The sequence below is a fragment of the Erwinia aeris genome, assembly GCF_041224955.1.
In the GTDB taxonomy this organism is placed as follows: Bacteria; Pseudomonadota; Gammaproteobacteria; order Enterobacterales; family Enterobacteriaceae; genus Erwinia; species Erwinia aeris.
This window is the reverse complement of sequence record NZ_JBGFFX010000002.1, coordinates 48,025-65,098: the sequence shown is the minus strand read 5'-3', so window position 1 is coordinate 65,098 and position 17,074 is coordinate 48,025. Positions and strand designations below refer to the sequence as shown.

The following is a 17,074-nucleotide window of genomic DNA, read 5'->3' as shown; positions in this document are numbered from 1 at the left end:
TCACTAAAACGCAAACCCCGGCGCAGGCCGGGGTAGTGACGGCGCTTTATACCTTACGGCTGATAAAGCCGCTTGAAGTTGCCTGGCCGTTCGGGCCATAAAACTTCTGGGTCTGATAGGGCTTTAATACCTCAATCGCCTTTTCCGTAAAGGTGATTTGATGGTTAAGCAACATCCCGTTATGCAAATTAGTATCGCGCAGTTTTACCGTCTGCTCCTGTAGCGCAGCCCAGCGACGAGCCATTTCCGGCTGACCGCTGTAGGGCGCGTGGAAGCCCGCTTCTTTCTCCGCATCGCGGCGCAGCTGCTCAAGGAAATTGAGCGTGGCCAGCAGCGAACTTTTATCTTCCGTAATACGTTGCAGCAGGCTGCTGTTGATCTGACCGCTCGAGAGCTGTTGTTGCTCTGCCGCCATTACGTCAGACAGACTTTTCAGGACTTCCAGCATTTTATCGAGCGCGTTCAACAGTTTAGTCATTTACCTGATTAACCTTTTAAAGAGTCTTTGGCTTGCTGGATCAGGGCGTCGGCGATTTTGCCGGTGTCCATTTTCAGTTCGCCGTTACGGATGGCGGTCTTCAGCTGCTCAACGCGCGCGGTATTAATATCCTGCGAGCTGGATTTGGTCAGCTGTGACTGTGCGCCGCTCAGTACCACCTGGGTACCTGATTCGGTTGTTTTTGTCTCTACCTTCTGCGCCTTCGGCGTAGCCATTTCAGGAAGATCGCGAGGCTGCACGGTACTGGCCGGCTTCATAGGTTGAGTTCTGTCAATGCTCATAATCTGGCTCCAGTTTGCTCAGGCAAATAGCGGCCTGAATTGCTCAAGTGTATTACGTCTGTTATTTACACTATCGGCAGAGATGAAGCCATCTTTAACGCTTTACAACGATATAAGAATATTCCCATCGGAGCCGACTTTCCCGCTCACAATCTGCCCTGAATTCATGCGTACTCTGACCGGCTGCGCCGCCGTGGCGTTGTTCATGGCGCGGCCCTCGCTGGCGACGTTAAAACCGTCTCCGCTGGCGATAACATTGACGTTGTCGCCGGCCTTCACGCGCCACGGCTGGCGCACCATCATCATCGTCAGCGGCTGGCCGGGCACGATGTCCCGCAGCGCGACAGCGTCGGCCACGTCGGCCATATTGATCACCGCACGCGCCGGCAGCGTATCCAGACGGCCATGCACCACTTTTAAATCGTCCGCGGTCAGCGCGGTACCGCGCACGACCTGACGAGCCGCCACCAGATAATCGCCTTCAACCTGCACCTGTACCTGTAGATAGCGCCGGTTCTGGCCACAGTTGGCGGCCACGCTCATGTTGCCCCACATCCGGCTATTGCCCGGTAAGGAAAATTGCGGTGCATCACAGGCGGGCCACTGCCCCTGCGGCGTTTTCACTACCACGCTCAGGGTATCGGCACCCTGGCCGGTTTCCCCATAGCGGGCTTTAAAAAATTGATTGAGCTGGGCCGTCAGGTCGGCGGCGCTGGCGCTAACCGTTGCCAGACTCAGACTCATCAGGAAGAGAGTCAACACACGCATATTTTTCATCCTCGCTGCAACATGGCGACGATTCTACGCACGGGGCCGCAAAGTCAAGGCGCAAATTAACGACGCTTTTTAGCGCTATTCTGCCGATCGGATTAATCCTAACCCGCTTATTCTCTCCCCACTGAATTTTCAATTGCGGAGGAAACATGCTCGACAAACTCGACGCAGCCCTACGGTTTAACACTGAAGCACTTAACCTGCGTGCACAGCGGCAGGAAATCCTGGCATCCAATATCGCTAACGCGGACACGCCAGGCTATCAGGCGCGCGATATCGATTTCGCCAGCCAGCTGAGCAAAGTGATGGAGCAGGGGCGAGCGCAGGGAACGGGCATGTCGCTGGCGGTCACCTCGTCACGCCATATTGCTGCGCAGTCTTCTGCACCGGCATCGATGGATCTGATGTACCGCGTGCCGTCCCAGCCCTCGCTGGATGGCAACACGGTGGATATGGACCGCGAACGTACCGAATTTGCCGATAACAGCCTGAAGTATCAAACGGATCTGACTCTTATCAGCGGCCAGATCAAAGGCATGATGTCCGTATTACAGGGGCAATAATAAATGGCTTTACTGAACATTTTTAATATCGCCGGATCGGCAATGGCTGCCCAGTCGCAGCGTCTGAACGTCAGCGCCAGTAACCTGGCCAACGCCGACAGCGTAACCGGGCCGGACGGTCAGCCTTACGTGGCGAAGCAGGTGGTTTTCCAGACCGATGCGGCGCCAGGCGCAGCGACCGGCGGCGTACGCGTCGCGCAGGTAGTGGACGATCCTACGCCAGCGAAGCTGGTTTACGAACCGGGCAACCCAATGGCCGACGCGAAAGGTTACGTCAAGATGCCAAACGTGGACGTGGTCGGGGAAACGGTTAACACCATGTCGGCGTCGCGCAGTTACCAGGCCAACGTTGAAGTGCTGAACACCGTTAAACAAATGATGATGAAAACCCTGACGATGGGTCAATAAGGAACAGACAGATGGGCATTACCGTTGGCGTTAATGAGTCACTTGACAACACAGCTATTACTTCTTCGTCGTCGACTACCGATAAAACGGCAGCCGACCTGCAAAGTAACTTCCTGACCCTGCTGGTCACGCAGTTAAAAAACCAGGATCCGACGAACCCAATGGATAACGGCCAGCTGACTACACAGCTGGCACAGATCAATACCCTGAGCGGCATTGAAAAACTGAACACCACGCTGGGATCGATTTCCGGCCAGATCAACAGCGGACAGTCTTTGCAGGCTTCCACCCTGATCGGCAAAGGCGTGATGGTTAACGGCTCGCAGGTGCTGGTCGGCAGCGGTCAGACCACGCCGTTTGGCGTTAGCCTGGAACAGGCTTCAACGGCGACCACCGCCACCATTACCGATCCTTCTGGCAAGGTAGTGCAAACCATTAACCTGGGTGCGCTCAGCGCCGGCGTCCACACCTTCTCCTGGGATGGTTCGTCAGCAGACGGCACCACCGCAGGCGACGGCAAATATAACGTGGCCATCAGCGCCAGCAACGCTACCGGACAGCTGGTCGCGCAGCCGCTGAATTATGCATTAGTCAATGGGGTTACTAACGACACCAGCGGTGCCGTTCTCGACCTCGGCACGATGGGTAAGACCACCATCGCGAATGTTCGTCAGATTATTTAACTTAACCCCGATTCAGGAATACACACATGGCATTTTCTCAGGCAGTCAGCGGTTTAAACGCAGCATCCAGCAACCTGGACGTTATCGGCAACAACATCGCCAACTCCGCAACGGTGGGTTTTAAATCCGCTACCGTTTCCTTCGCTGATATGTTCGCCGATTCTAAAGTCGGTCTGGGCGTAAAAGTAGCTGCGGTAACCCAGGACTTTAACGACGGTACGACCACTTCTACCAGCCGTGGCCTGGACGTGGCAATCAGCCAGGCCGGCTTCTTCCGTATGGCTGACGCCAGCGGCGCGGTTTACTACAGCCGTAACGGCCAGTTCACGCTGGACGCTAACCGTAACATCGTTAACGCCAACGGCCTGCAGCTGACCGGTTATCCGGCAACCGGCACGCCGCCAACCGTGCAGACCGGTGCTAACCCGGTTGCGCTGAGCGTACCAACCACGGCGATGGCGGCGAAATCCACCAGCGCAGCGGCACTGGTAGCTAACCTGAACTCAACCGACAGCGTGCCGACGACCACGCCGCTGGATATTAACAACACCAGCTCTTACAACAGCAAAGCGTCAATGACCACCTATGACTCGCTGGGTAACGAGCACAACCTGAACCTGTACTTCACCAAAACGGCTGACAACGCCTGGACGGTGAACGTGAAGGACGGCAGCTCGGCGAACCCAACCGCTGACGTGGGCACGTTCAACATGACTTTTGATACCAGCGGCCAGATGACATCCACCGCGACGCAGGCGATTACGCTGGCGGGCCTGAACGGTTCTGCTGCCACTAACTTCACGCTGAACATGACGGGCAGCCAGCAGCAGAACACCGGCACCAGCACCTTCGGCAACCCAACGCAGGATGGTTACAAGCCGGGCGAACTGACCAGCTACCAGATCAACAACGACGGCACGGTAGTAGGTAACTACTCCAACGAGAAAACCCAGACCCTGGGTCAGATCGCCCTGGCTAACTTTGCTAACCCGGAAGGCCTGAAGTCTGAAGGCAACAACGTGTGGTCAGCAACGGCTTCTTCTGGTCAGGCGCTGGTTGGCCTGGCGGGCACCGGTAACCTGGGTACGCTGACCGCAGGCGCGCTGGAGTCTTCCAACGTCGACCTGAGTAAAGAACTGGTCAACATGATTGTGGCACAGCGTAACTATCAGTCTAACGCCCAGACCATTAAAACACAGGACCAGATCCTCAACACCCTGGTCAACCTGCGTTAATTCGGCTAACAGGGGAGTCAAATGGATCACGCGATATATACCGCAATGGGGGCTGCCAGTCAGACCCTCCAACAGCAGGCAGTCACGGCGAACAACCTGGCCAACGCCTCCACGCCTGGCTTCCGTGCGCAGCTGAACGCGCTGCGCGCCGTGCCGGTGCAGGGCGAGTCACTGCCGACCCGTACGCTGGTGACGGCTTCGACGCCGGGCTCAGATATGACCCCGGGCGCGATGGACTACACGGGACGTTCGCTGGACGTCGCCGTTCGTCAGGATGGCTGGCTGGCCGTGCAGGCTCAGGATGGCGCTGAGGCCTACACCCGCAACGGCAACATGGAGCTGAACCCGGCCGGACAGCTCACCATCCAGGGCAAACTGGTGATGGGCGACGGCGGACCGATTGCCGTACCGCAAGGCTCGGAAATCACCATTGCCGCTGACGGTACGATTACCGCGCTGAACCCTGGCGATCCGCCGAACGCCACTGTCCAGCTGGGACGTCTGAAGCTGGTAAAAGCCACCAGCTCGGAAGTCACTCGCGGCGACGACGGCCTGTTCCGTCCGACCGGCGCAGCGCAAACCCTGCAGGCCGATGCGACCATTCAGGTGATGCCTGGCGTACTGGAGGGCAGCAACGTCAGCTCCAGCCAGACCATGGTCGATATGATCGCCAACGCACGCCGCTTTGAGATGCAAATGAAAGTCATCTCCAGCGTCGATGAAAACGAACAACGCGCTAACCAGCTGCTGTCAATGAGCTAAGAGCAGAGGAACTAACATGATTAACTCTTTATGGATTGCCAAAACCGGTCTTGATGCTCAGCAGACCAATATGGACGTTATCTCGAACAACCTGGCGAACGTCAGCACCAACGGCTTTAAACGCCAGCGTGCCGTGTTTGAAGATCTGATGTATCAGACCATTCGTCAGCCTGGCGCGCAGTCTTCTGAACAGACTTCTCTGCCTTCCGGGATGCAGCTGGGTACCGGTACTCGTCCGGTAGCGACCGAGCGTCTGCACACTCAGGGCAACCTGAACAAAACCGACTCATCGAAAGATGTGGCGATCAGCGGGCAGGGTTATTTCCAGGTACAGATGCCGGACGGCACGCTGGCCTATACCCGTGACGGCTCTTTCCAGACTGACCAGAACGGCCAGCTGGTGACCAACGCCGGTTTCCCGGTGCAGCCGGCGATCACTATCCCGGCCAACGCCCTGAACATGACTATCGGCCGTGACGGCGTGGTCAGCGTGACGGTGCAGGGTCAGACCCAGCCTACGCAGGTCGGCCAGCTGACGCTGAGCACCTTTATTAACGATGCTGGCCTGGAAAGCAAAGGTGAAAACCTGTACCAGGAAACGCAGTCATCGGGCGCACCGACCGACAGCACGCCGGGCAACAACGGCGCGGGCCTGCTCTATCAGGGCTACGTTGAAACCTCCAACGTAAACGTTGCCGAGGAGCTGGTCAGCATGATCCAGACTCAGCGCGCCTATGAGATCAACAGTAAGGCAATCAGCACGTCCGATCAGATGCTGGCCAAACTGACTCAGCTGTAAGTAAGACCGTGCCGGGTTCGCCCGGCGCTTAATAAAAGCTTTCTCTAATGATTAAAGGTTAATTCCATGGCGAAGCAAATTTCAGTGCCTGGACGCTTGTTAGTAGCCTTAGCGCTTCTGACGCTTAACGGTTGTGCTTTAGTTCCACGTCAGCCCCTGGTTGAAGGTTCGACAACGGCCCAGCCGCTGGCCGCTTCGCCGCCTGTGGTTAACGGCTCCATTTTTCAGGGCGTGATGCCGATGAACTACGGCTACCAGCCGCTGTTCGAGGATCGTCGTCCACGTAATATCGGCGATACGCTGACCATTACCCTGCAGGAAAACGTCAGTGCGAGCAAAAGCTCCACGGCCTCCGCAGGACGTGACGGTAGCGCATCCCTTGGTCTGACGGCGCTGCCTTCCGCGCTGACCGGCCTGCTGGGCGGCGAAAAAACCAATATCGACGCCAACGGCAAGAGCGACTTTGCAGGTAAAGGCGGCGCAACGGCGAACAACACCTTTATCGGCGTCATCACCGTGACCGTGAATCAGGTGCTGCCGAACGGCAACCTGAAAGTGGTTGGTGAGAAACAGATTGAGATTAACCAGGGTACGGAATTTATCCGCTTCTCGGGCGTGGTTAACCCACGCACCATCAGCGGCAGCAACAGCGTAGTTTCGACCCAGGTGGCGGATGCCCGCATTGAGTACGTCGGCAACGGCTATATCAATGAGGCACAGACGATGGGCTGGCTGCAACGGTTCTTCCTGAACCTGTCACCATTCTAAGAGGTTAAAATGCGTAAGATTATTCGATTCACCCTGCTGCTGCTGACTGCGGTCAGCGCTTTTGCCCACGCCGATCGCATTCGCGATTTGACCACGGTTGGCGGCGTGCGCGACAACTCCCTGATCGGTTACGGTCTGGTTGTCGGGCTGGATGGATCCGGTGACCAGACTACCCAGACGCCGTTTACCACGCAAAGTCTGAACAACATGCTGTCGCAGCTGGGCATTACCGTGCCCAGCGGCACCAACATGCAGCTGAAAAACGTCGCGGCGGTGATGGTCACCGGCAAGCTGCCTGCCTTTGGCCGTCAGGGCCAGGTGATTGACGTGGTGGTTTCTTCTATGGGTAACGCCAAAAGCCTGCGCGGCGGCACGCTGCTGATGACCCCGCTGAAAGGTGTGGATAACCAGGTTTATGCGCTGGCGCAGGGCAACATCCTGGTGGGCGGCGCGGGCGCTTCTGCCGGCGGCAGCAGCGTCACCGTTAACCAGGTGAACGGCGGCCGTATTACCGGCGGCGCGACCATCGAGCGTGAGCTACCGAACAGCTTCGGCGCGTCTAACGTGATCAATCTGTTCCTGAATGAAGAAGACTTCAGCATGGCGCAGCGTATTGCTGACGCGATTAACGGTCGCTACGGCTCTGCTCAGGCGCTGGATGGCCGTACCGTGCAGGTGCAGGTTTCCGCTAACGGCACCTCTCAGGTTCGCCTGCTGGCTGATATCCAGAACATCGATGTTTCCGTGCCGATTCAGGATGCAAAAGTGATTATCAACTCGCGCACCGGCTCGGTGGTAATGAATCGCGAAGTGATGCTCAGCTCCTGCGCTATCGCTCAGGGCAACCTGTCGGTCACGGTTAACCAGCAGCAGAACGTCAGCCAGCCGAACACGCCGTTCGCAGGCGGCCAGACCACGGTCACGCCGCAAACGCAGATCGACCTGCGCCAGAGCGGCGGCGCGCTGCAAAGCGTAAACGCCAGTGCCAACCTGAACAGCGTTGTTCGTGCCCTGAACGCCTTAGGCGCCACGCCGATCGACCTGATGTCCATCCTGCAATCAATGCAGAGCGCGGGCTGTCTGCACGCCAAACTGGAAATTATCTGATGAGCAACGCCCAGTCTCTGATGGGAGCCGCCTACGACAGCGGCTCACTGAACAACCTGAAACGCCAGGCCAGCAACGACCCGAAAGCGCATGCGCGGGAAGTCGCCAAACAGGTAGAAGGGATGTTTGTGCAAATGATGTTGAAAAGTATGCGCCAGGCGCTGCCGCAGGATGGTCTGCTGAGCACCGAACAGACGCGTCTTTATACCTCAATGTACGATCAGCAGATTGGGCAGGAAATCGCCTCGAAAGGGCTTGGCCTGGCCGACATGATGGTCAAGCAGATGGAGCAGGCGCAGGCGCCCGATGAGAAAGCGGGCACCGTGCCGATGAGGCTGGATAAAGACTTTATCAACACGCTGCCGCCGCTGGCGATGGCGATGGAAACAGAGCAGGAGCGGATCGTCCGTCGCGCCGTGCCGCGCCTGCCTGCTTCGCCGGACAGGCCGCTCAGCGGCGACAGCGCTGACTTTATTGCCAAACTGTCGCAGCCGGCGAAAGAAGTCAGCGCCGGTACCGGTATTCCTCATCACCTGATCCTGGCGCAGGCCGCGCTGGAGTCTGGCTGGGGCCAGCGGCAGATCATGACCGCAGAAGGCAAGCCAAGCTTTAACCTTTTCGGCATTAAGGCGACGGGCAGCTGGCAGGGCAAAACTACCGAAATCACCACCACCGAATATGAGCACGGCGAAGCGAAAAAGGTGAAAGCCAAATTCCGCGTTTATGACTCCTATTTCGATGCGCTGAGCGACTACGTGAAGCTGATTGCCAACAACCCGCGCTACCAGGCGGTGACCACGGCGGCAACGCCGGAGCAGGGCGCGCAGGCGCTTCAGGCGGCAGGCTACGCCACCGATCCGAAGTATGCGCAGAAGCTGGTGGGAATGATCCAACAATTCAAGAACATGGGCGAGAAAGTAGTGAAAGCCTATAGCCAGGATATCGGCGATTTGTTCTGATTTTCTGCTCAAGTTTGCCTTATTTTTGCCGATAACGTTTAAAAGCCGGTTCCGCATCAGCGCATGCCGGCAACCGATTGTAATGCCGGCCCGTGCTGGAGCAATAAGGAACCGACATGTCTAACTTAATTAACACCGCTATGACCGGTATCAACGCCGCTTCGGCCGCGCTGAGCACCACCAGTAACAACATCAGCAATTACAACGTTGCTGGCTATTCACGTCAGACCACGGTTCTTGCCCAGGCAAGCAGCACGCTGAACGGCACGCAGTATTATGGCAACGGCGTGGCGGTGGCCAGCGTCAACCGCGAATACGATGCCTTTATTACCAATCAGCTGCGCAGCGCCAGCACCCAGTCCAGCGCGCTGACCACGCAGTACAGCCAGCTGTCCAACATTGACGATATGTTTTCCAGCACCACCAATACGCTGTCGACCACCGTGCAGGATTTCTTCTCTTCGCTGCAAACGCTGGTCAGCAACGCCTCCGACTCGTCTTCGCGTCAGGCGGTATTGGGTAAGGCCGACGGTCTGGTTAACCAGTTCAGGGTTACGGATACTTATTTACGTAACGTAGACAGCAGCCTGAGCACCTCGATCACCTCCAGCGTCGATCAGATCAACGGCTACGCTAAGCAGATCGCCAATATCAACCAGCAGATCACCAAGCTGAAAGGCGCGGGCGCGGGCAACGAGCCTAACGATCTGATGGATCAGCGCGATCAGCTGGTCAGCGATCTGAACAAAATTGTCGGCGTAACCGTCAGCCAGCAGGACGGCGGCAGCTATAACATCAGCATCGGCAACGGTATTTCGCTGGTGCAGGGCGACAGCTACAGCAAGCTGGCCTCCGTTTCTGCCAGCAGCGATCCGAGCCGTAAAACTATCGCTATGGTGGATAATACCAGCGGTAAGGCGACGGAAATCCCGGAAAGCCTGGTGACCACCGGCTCGCTGGGCGGCCTGCTGGCTTTCCGCACCGATCTGGATAATACCCGTAACCAGCTTGGCCAGATGGCGATGGCGCTGGGCGACAGCTTCAATACCCAGCACAAAGCGGGCTATGACAGCAACGGCGACGCGGGCGAGGCCTTCTTTAACCTCGGCGGCCCGTCGGTGACGTCCAACACCAATAACAGCAAGACGGCTTCGCTTTCGGCAGCCTGGACCGATACCAGCGCGGTAAAAGCGTCTGATTATAAGGTGAGCTACGACACCAACGGCTGGAGCGTAAAGCGTCTTTCCGACAATGCCAGCGTGTCCGCGAACCCGTCTACGGACGCCAGCGGCAACACCACGCTGAACTTTGATGGCCTGCAGCTGACGGTGTCCGGTACGCCAACGGCGAAGGACAGCTTCCTGGTGAAGCCGGTTGCCAACGTTATCACCAATATGAGCGTCAATATCACCGACGAAGCTAAAGTCGCCGCTGGCGATGCCGATAATGGTGTGAGCAACAACAAAAATGCTCAGTCGCTGCTGGATTTGCAGACCAAAAAAGTGATCGGCGGCAGCAGCACGGTGACGCAGGGCTACGCCAGCATGGTTGCCTCTATCGGTAACAAAACCAGCAACCTGCAAACGACCAGCACCACGCAGGGCAACGTGGTGACGCAGCTGACCAATCAGCAGCAGTCCGTTTCCGGTGTGAACCTGGATGAAGAATACGGCAACCTGACGCGCTATCAGCAGTATTACACGGCCAATGCGCAGATTTTGCAGACCGCCACGACCATATTTAACGCGCTGATTGGCGCCGTAAGCTGATTCCTCAGAAGGATAAAATCATGCGTTTAAGCACCACAATGATTTATGACCAGCAAATGCGCGGCATTTCTGATTCGCAGGCCAGCTGGCTGAAGTCAGGCGAACAGTTATCGACCGGCAAACGCGTGGTCAGGCCCTCGGACGATCCGGTCGCGGCGGCCCAGGCCGTTGTGCTGTCTCAGGCTCAGGCCGAGACCAGCCAGTACAAAACGGCGCGTAACTTCGCCACCAGCAGCCTGTCGCAGGAAGCCACCAATCTGTCTCAGGTGACCAGCGTGATCACCCAGGCGCAAACGGCGGTAGTGGCGGCTTCAACCGGCACACTGTCGGACGAAGACCGCTCGACTTATGCAACCACGCTCACCAGCCTGCGCGATCAGCTGATGAACCTGGCGAACTCCACGGACGGTAACGGCCGCTATATTTTTGCCGGTTACAAGTCCGATACGGCGCCTTTCACTCAGGATGCCAGCGGCAACGTCGCCTACAGCGGCGGCGATACCGCCATCAGCCAGAAAGTGGATGCCAGCCGCACCATGACCACCAGCCACACCGGCAGCCAGGTCTTTACCTCGCTGACCAGCAATGCGGTGGCGGAGCCGGACGGCAGCGCCAGTGAAAGCAACATCTTCACCACGCTGAACACGGCGATTAACTCGCTGAAGCAGCCGCTGGCGAATGCGGACGGCGCGACCAAAGATGCGGCGGCAGCGGATATGGCTAAGGCCAACCGTGGCCTGCGTAACTCCATGAACAACGTGCTGAAAGTTCAGTCCGAAGTGGGTACGCAGCTGAGCGAGCTGGACAGCATTGAAGCGAAATCTGACGATACCGCGCTGAGCCAGGCGACCCAGATGAGTAATCTGGTAGATGCCGATTACACCAGCACGATTTCGTCTTACACCATGAAGCAGGCTGCGCTACAGGCGTCTTATAAAGTGTTCAGCTCCATGTCGCAGATGTCGCTGTTTAAAATGAATTCTTAGGTTTACCCATTTTGGACGCGCTTAAACCGGGTGCGTCCGTTTTTTCCCCGTCTTCAGATTAACCTCCTGACGACGGGTTTTTTTTGCCTGTTGTTTGCTTATTCCACCACCAGCGACGTGCCGGTGGTATAGAAATGTTTGCCGGCAATATAGTGCAGGCTACGCCACTCATCGCCCGCTTCTTCAAAGTGCCAGTGACCTTCTCTGAATACCCGGCTGTCAGCCCACGCGCTTTTAATTTCCCCGATAAATAAATCATGATCCTGCTGATTTTGTTCAAGCGGGATAAGATGACAAAAAAGCCAGGCGGCACAGCCTGCCACCAGAGGCGGCGCAACTTCCGGCACGGAGAAAAGATCCACGCCCGACTTTAACAGCTTATCCTGCTCGTGATGGCGTGAATGGGTGCCCAGGTAATGCACAAGGTCAGCCTGCGCTGCGGTGGGAACCTGGATAACAAACTGACCGCTGGCTTCAATCAGGCGGCGGGTAAAGGCGCTTTTATCAAGCACCACCGTTAATTTTGCCGGTTTGAAATCCAGTCCACACGCCCAGGCGGCGGACATCACGTTTTCGACGCCTTCATGTGTTGCCGACACCAGGATTGTTGGGCCGTGATTGATCAGTCGATAAGCTTTTTCGAGTTCAACAGGTTGAAAAAAAGCATCCATAAATAGCCTCCTTTGAAATGGATAAATAAAGCTAAGCGTGGCGGTGGGATATTACAATGCCGAATGGCGTCCCTTCACCGGAGTAACGGCTTCCGGTAACAAAGCCACGTGTAAAACAGTCGCTTCTGCATGCCATTTACCGACGATCTGCACTGCCCGTACCAAAAGAAAGCGACACGCCGGGTAAACCGGTTACGTTAAGCGGCACCGTCGCCCCTTGCAGACAGATTGCGTCAACGCTTTGCCCCGCAATAGTAAACTGTTCAACGCCATGTTTATGAGCAGGAACGGGCAGCACTTACGTAATCAGCAGGTCATAGCGTGAAAAATAATCGGCAACGCCATCGCGTAGCCGCCTGGCCGGCCTGATCCCGACCAAGGCCGGAAATCGAGCGTTTGGCGCGGATAATTACTATCAAAAATAATGATTAATAGCGGAGAAGCGGCGCATATCGCGCAGCCAGCATAGTTTTGCGCCAGCGCAGGCAAAAAAAAGCCCCGGTCAGTGACCGGGGCTTTTTATCAGCATCGCTGCTTACTCAGGGCGAGTGGCCGGAGCCGTCGCCTGATGAGTGGCGGCATGACCACCTGCGGAACCTTTGCCTTCAAAGTTGAAGGAAGGACGCACCCAGTCGCTGTTGCGAGCAGGTTCTGCCTGGTACTCAGGCGCTGGCGCTTTGGTCATCGGTGCCGTGGCATGATGTTTAAAGGCCGGCGCGGCAACTTCAGGCTGCGCTTTTTCAGCAACGGCTGTTGTTGACGCCGGTGCTGCCTGAGCCTGTGGAGCGGCTTCAGCAGGTGCCTGAGGACGCGCTGGCGCAGCGGAAGCAACACGCGGTGCTTCAGCCTGGGCTACTGGCGCTGCTGCTTCAGCCGGAGCATCAGTCTGCGCTGCTGGTGCTGCTGCTTCAGCCTGAGCCGGAGCCTGTGCTGCTGGCGCTGCTGCTTCAGCCTGAGCCTCAGTCTGTGCTGCTGGTGCTGCTGCTTCAGCCTGAGCCGGAGCCTGTGCTGCTGGCGCTGCGGCTTCAGCCTGAGCCGGAGCCTGCGCTGCTGGCGCTGCGGCTTCAGCCTGGGCCGGAGCCTCAGTCTGCGCTACTGGCGCTGCTGCTTCAGCCTGGGCCGGAGCCTCAGTCTGCGCTGCTGGCGCTGCGGCTTCAGCCTGTGCGGACGCAGAAGCAGGCTCGTCGCGACCGGCAACCGGCGCGTGCGGCTCGGAAGCCACTACGGGTGCTTTGACTTCTGGCGCGTTAAGCACTTCGGCTACCTGCTGCTCTGTTTGCTCGCTGACGTCGGCGGCGAAAGCCCGATCGGCAGCTTCGCTTTCTGCGGGTTCCGCAGCCGGGAAGGCGGCCTGTGCAACCTCTTGTGCGACTTCTTCGTCAGCGGCGGAGATAACGGCAGGTTCTTCATTCACCGGCGCAGCAATCGCAGCGTTGTCGGTTACGGCTGTTGGCGCTACGGCAGCAGCGATTTCAGCCGATGTTGTTGGCTCGACAGAGACTGGCTCAGCGATATGTACCGGCTGCGCTTCGTCCTGTACGTCCTGCGGCAGGCTTTCAGCGACCGCCACGGCAACGGCTGCGGCCGTCTCTTCGTGACCGTAATCCGGCACTACCGACTGCTCAATCTCATGGTTATCAGAGATATGGGCTACCGGATAGGAGACCCACACTTTACCTGAAGCCATTTCCGGGGAAGCGGCGGCAAAGGTCAGCGGCATCGGCGACTGGTTCGGGTAACGCTCGTCACGATAGCGACGACGACGCTGGCCGCTAACGCGCAGATGACGTGGCGAACGACGTGAACGACGAGGCATGCTGTTGGTGTCGCGCTCTTCCTCATCAGCTTCCACGATATCCACCGCTTCGGTCAGGGCTGGCTGCTGTTCTTCAGCTGGCGCGGCTTCTTCCGGCGCGAAAGAGCGGGCTGCGGTTTGCTCAGCCGTCTCGATACGCACTTTCTGGCTCAGCTGGCGCGGCTTACGACGCGGCATTACCTGAACCTGCTCTTCACCCTGTTCAACAGCGACAGCCGCTTCTTCTTCTGGCAGTGCGCTTTCAACTTTTTCTTCCTGAGCGGCCAGGCGTTTTTCTTCCTGACGACGTTTGCGCTCGGCGCGCTGTTCGCGGCGTTGCTGCTGCTGCTCTTCACGCTGCTGGTTGCGAACTTCTTCACTGACCGGCGCATCATCCTGCGGCGTGACGTTGCGTTTGTTGCGACGATTCTCTTCGCGTGCTTCCGCCTGCGGATCGCTGTCGCGCACCATGCGCTCGTTACGATTGCTGTTGCGATTGTTGTTACGCTCGCCGTTGCGGTCGTTACGTTCGCCATTGCGGTCATTACGCTCGCCGTTGCGGTCATTACGCTCGCCATTGCGGTCATTACGCTCGCCGTTGCGGTCGTTACGTTCACCGTTGCGGTCGTTACGTTCGCCGTTGCGATCGTTACGCTCGCCGTTACGGTCGTTGCGTTCACCGTTGCGGTCGTTACGCTCGCTACGGTCACCGTAACGATCGCCATTGTTGCGGTCGCGACGGTTATTCTGACGGCGGTTGTTACGACGCTCGCTGCGCGGCGGGGTAGCTTCCGGCGCTTTCTCTTCTTCTTCCACCACGGCGGCAGGCTGAGGCTGTTCGGCTGGCTTCTCTTCGGCAGCGAACATCTTCTTCAGGCCACGCAGGAAGCGGCCGACCAGGCCCGGCTCGTTAGCAGCAGGCGCGGCGGCAGGCTGAGCGACAGCAGCAGGCTCGACAGGCGCTTCTGGTTCCGGCTCGTGCGGCACAGGCGGCGCATCCGGCATTACAAACGCGGCCAGAGCCGGTTGCTCAGGACGTTTGCGCTCGGCGTGCTCTTCTTCCGAAGGCAGCGCCATTTCGGCTTCATGCAGCTTTGGCAGATGATAGCTGAGGGTCTGCGTTTCTTCGCCGCTGCGCACGCGCAGCACGGAGTAGTGCGGTGTCTCCATCTGATCGTTAGGCACGATAATCGCGCGCACGCCGCCCTGGCGTTTTTCAATGGCGCTTACCGCTTCACGTTTCTCATTCAGCAGATAGGATGCGATCTGTACCGGAACAATAGCGTGGACTTCTTTGGTGTTCTCTTTCAGCGCTTCTTCTTCAATCAGACGCAGAATAGAAAGCGACAGCGATTCGTTATCACGGATGGTGCCGGTGCCGCTACAGCGAGGGCAGACGTGATGACTGGATTCGCCCAGCGACGGGCTGAGGCGCTGACGCGACATCTCCAGCAGGCCGAAACGCGAGATATGGCTAATCTGGATACGGGCACGATCCTGGCGCACGGCTTCACGCAGGCGGTTTTCTACCGCGCGCTGGTGGCGAACCGGCGTCATATCGATAAAGTCGATAACAATCAGGCCGCCCAGGTCACGCAGGCGCAGCTGGCGGGCAATTTCATCCGCCGCTTCCAGATTGGTATTAAAGGCGGTTTCTTCGATATCGCCGCCGCGGGTAGCGCGCGCGGAGTTGATGTCGATAGCGGTCAGCGCTTCGGTGGAATCGATAACGATAGAGCCGCCGGAAGGCAGACGCACTTCACGCTGGAAGGCCGACTCGATTTGCGATTCGATTTGGTAATGGCTGAACAGCGGGATTTCGCCGGTGTACAGCTTGATTTTGCTGCTGAAATCGGGACGGCCCAGCGCGGCGATATGCTGGCGAGCCAGCTCCAGCACTTTCGGGTTATCAATAAGGATTTCGCCGATATCCTGACGCAGATAGTCGCGGAAGGCGCGAACGATAACGTTGCTTTCCTGATGGATCAGGAAGGGAGCAGGGCGGCTGTCGGCAGCCTTTTTAATCGCTTCCCAGTGCTTCATACGGAAGCTTAAATCCCACTGCAGCGCCTCGGCGGATTTGCCGACGCCTGCGGTACGCACGATCAGACCCATGCCTTCCGGGAGATCCAGCGCGGAAAGCGCTTCTTTCAGCTCGGTGCGGTCATCGCCTTCGATACGGCGGGAAATGCCGCCTGCGCGCGGATTGTTCGGCATCAGCACCAGGTAGCTGCCGGCCAGACTAATAAAGGTAGTCAGCGCCGCGCCTTTATTGCCGCGCTCTTCTTTATCAATCTGAACAATAACTTCCTGACCTTCACGCAGCACGTCTTTGATATTAGGACGGCCATGAGAGGAATAGTTGGCAGGAAAGTTTTCGCGGGAGATTTCTTTCAGAGGGAGAAAACCGTGTCTCTCAGCGCCGTAATCAACGAAGGCGGCTTCAAGGCTGGGTTCGATGCGGGTAATTTTACCTTTATAGATATTGGCTTTCTTCTGTTCGTGTCCTGGGCTTTCGATATCCAGATCGTACAGACGCTGTCCGTCTACAAGGGCGACACGCAACTCCTCCTGTTGAGTTGCGTTGATCAACATTCTTTTCATCGTAACTTACTCATTATTCTTACATTAGTGACAAAGCTACGGGCATAGTAACGCTGGACGCGTCTAAACCGATGGCCCCGTGTCTCATCGCAAAGCCGTCAACCTCCCGGTTGTCGCCAGCTCAAGGGGCGCAAATCTCGGTAGCCTGCTTTTCAACTGGAAAAACAGCGCGTTTATAAAGAGGGATAACCACCAGTGGTACCAGAGTGAACCTGTCCCGTCTTGTCGTCCAGGCTGCAACCCGCAGCCCGCTAAATGCCTGATTGCACAATACGTCTTACGCCATTGCTGCGTGTATGTACGATCCGGCAAAATTCTTATAACGCTATTCTCTTGTTTCACATGCGTTGAGCCAGTAAAACGGAATCATTATTCCACTGCTAAGCTTGTGATAGCAAGGTGACTTTTCCC

The 17,074-nt window shown here is 57.4% G+C and carries 16 protein-coding genes; 11 read left to right on the top strand and 5 right to left on the bottom strand.

What is annotated here, in order from left to right; translation table 11 throughout:
• Positions 1-46 precede the first annotated feature (46 nt).
• The 3 genes from flgN to flgA all read right to left on the bottom strand — a co-directional run bounded on the left by flgN (position 47) and on the right by flgA (position 1,548).
• Positions 47-478, bottom strand: a complete 432-nt coding sequence (flgN, locus tag AB6T85_RS03945) for a flagellar export chaperone FlgN (RefSeq protein ID WP_125290792.1) — start codon at positions 476-478, stop codon at positions 47-49.
• A gap of 8 nt (positions 479-486) precedes the next feature.
• Complete coding sequence (gene flgM / locus AB6T85_RS03940; RefSeq protein ID WP_125290791.1) at positions 487-780, bottom strand: flagellar biosynthesis anti-sigma factor FlgM; 294 nt, start codon at positions 778-780, stop codon at positions 487-489.
• A 102-nt stretch (positions 781-882) separates the two neighbouring features.
• The gene (flgA, locus tag AB6T85_RS03935) at positions 883-1,548 is read right to left on the bottom strand and encodes a flagellar basal body P-ring formation chaperone FlgA (RefSeq protein ID WP_253454608.1); all 666 of its coding nucleotides are present in this window, start codon (positions 1,546-1,548) and stop codon (positions 883-885) included.
• Positions 1,549-1,703: 155 nt separating this feature from the next.
• Here flgA and flgB point away from each other — a divergent pair, with 155 nt between their 5' ends.
• The 11 genes from flgB to flgL all read left to right on the top strand — a co-directional run bounded on the left by flgB (position 1,704) and on the right by flgL (position 11,593).
• Positions 1,704-2,117: a flagellar basal body rod protein FlgB gene (flgB, locus tag AB6T85_RS03930; protein ID WP_125290789.1), complete on the top strand. Its 414-nt coding sequence runs from the start codon at positions 1,704-1,706 to the stop codon at positions 2,115-2,117.
• Positions 2,118-2,120: 3 nt separating this feature from the next.
• Positions 2,121-2,525: a flagellar basal body rod protein FlgC gene (gene flgC, locus AB6T85_RS03925; protein WP_253454607.1), complete on the top strand. Its 405-nt coding sequence runs from the start codon at positions 2,121-2,123 to the stop codon at positions 2,523-2,525.
• An 11-nt stretch (positions 2,526-2,536) separates the two neighbouring features.
• Complete coding sequence (flgD, locus tag AB6T85_RS03920; RefSeq protein WP_253454606.1) at positions 2,537-3,208, top strand: flagellar hook assembly protein FlgD; 672 nt, start codon at positions 2,537-2,539, stop codon at positions 3,206-3,208.
• Positions 3,209-3,234: 26 nt separating this feature from the next.
• Positions 3,235-4,443 carry a flagellar hook protein FlgE gene (gene flgE, locus AB6T85_RS03915; RefSeq protein ID WP_369894859.1) on the top strand — a complete coding sequence of 403 codons (1,209 nt, stop codon included), beginning with the start codon at positions 3,235-3,237 and terminating at the stop codon, positions 4,441-4,443.
• A gap of 21 nt (positions 4,444-4,464) precedes the next feature.
• Positions 4,465-5,205 carry a flagellar basal body rod protein FlgF gene (locus AB6T85_RS03910; RefSeq protein WP_253454604.1) on the top strand — a complete coding sequence of 247 codons (741 nt, stop codon included), beginning with the start codon at positions 4,465-4,467 and terminating at the stop codon, positions 5,203-5,205.
• A 16-nt stretch (positions 5,206-5,221) separates the two neighbouring features.
• Positions 5,222-6,004, top strand: a complete 783-nt coding sequence (gene flgG, locus AB6T85_RS03905) for a flagellar basal-body rod protein FlgG (protein WP_125290784.1) — start codon at positions 5,222-5,224, stop codon at positions 6,002-6,004.
• Positions 6,005-6,070: 66 nt separating this feature from the next.
• Positions 6,071-6,772 carry a flagellar basal body L-ring protein FlgH gene (locus tag AB6T85_RS03900; protein WP_253454603.1) on the top strand — a complete coding sequence of 234 codons (702 nt, stop codon included), beginning with the start codon at positions 6,071-6,073 and terminating at the stop codon, positions 6,770-6,772.
• A gap of 9 nt (positions 6,773-6,781) precedes the next feature.
• Positions 6,782-7,879: a flagellar basal body P-ring protein FlgI gene (locus AB6T85_RS03895; protein ID WP_301252711.1), complete on the top strand. Its 1,098-nt coding sequence runs from the start codon at positions 6,782-6,784 to the stop codon at positions 7,877-7,879.
• Positions 7,879-8,838 carry a flagellar assembly peptidoglycan hydrolase FlgJ gene (gene flgJ / locus AB6T85_RS03890; RefSeq protein ID WP_301252713.1) on the top strand — a complete coding sequence of 320 codons (960 nt, stop codon included), beginning with the start codon at positions 7,879-7,881 and terminating at the stop codon, positions 8,836-8,838. Before AB6T85_RS03895 ends, flgJ begins: the two co-directional genes overlap by 1 nt.
• A gap of 116 nt (positions 8,839-8,954) precedes the next feature.
• Positions 8,955-10,607, top strand: coding sequence for a flagellar hook-associated protein FlgK (flgK, locus tag AB6T85_RS03885; protein ID WP_253454601.1), 1,653 nt, complete (start codon positions 8,955-8,957; stop codon positions 10,605-10,607).
• A 20-nt stretch (positions 10,608-10,627) separates the two neighbouring features.
• Positions 10,628-11,593: a flagellar hook-associated protein FlgL gene (flgL, locus tag AB6T85_RS03880; protein ID WP_253454600.1), complete on the top strand. Its 966-nt coding sequence runs from the start codon at positions 10,628-10,630 to the stop codon at positions 11,591-11,593.
• 98 nt (positions 11,594-11,691) lie between these two features.
• On the opposite strand, the gene AB6T85_RS03875 is transcribed toward flgL, so the two are convergent.
• Positions 11,692-12,264, bottom strand: a complete 573-nt coding sequence (locus AB6T85_RS03875) for a flavin reductase family protein (RefSeq protein ID WP_369894858.1) — start codon at positions 12,262-12,264, stop codon at positions 11,692-11,694.
• A gap of 535 nt (positions 12,265-12,799) precedes the next feature.
• Positions 12,800-16,663, bottom strand: coding sequence for a ribonuclease E (rne, locus tag AB6T85_RS03870; protein WP_369894857.1), 3,864 nt, complete (start codon positions 16,661-16,663; stop codon positions 12,800-12,802).
• Positions 16,664-17,074 lie beyond the last annotated feature (411 nt).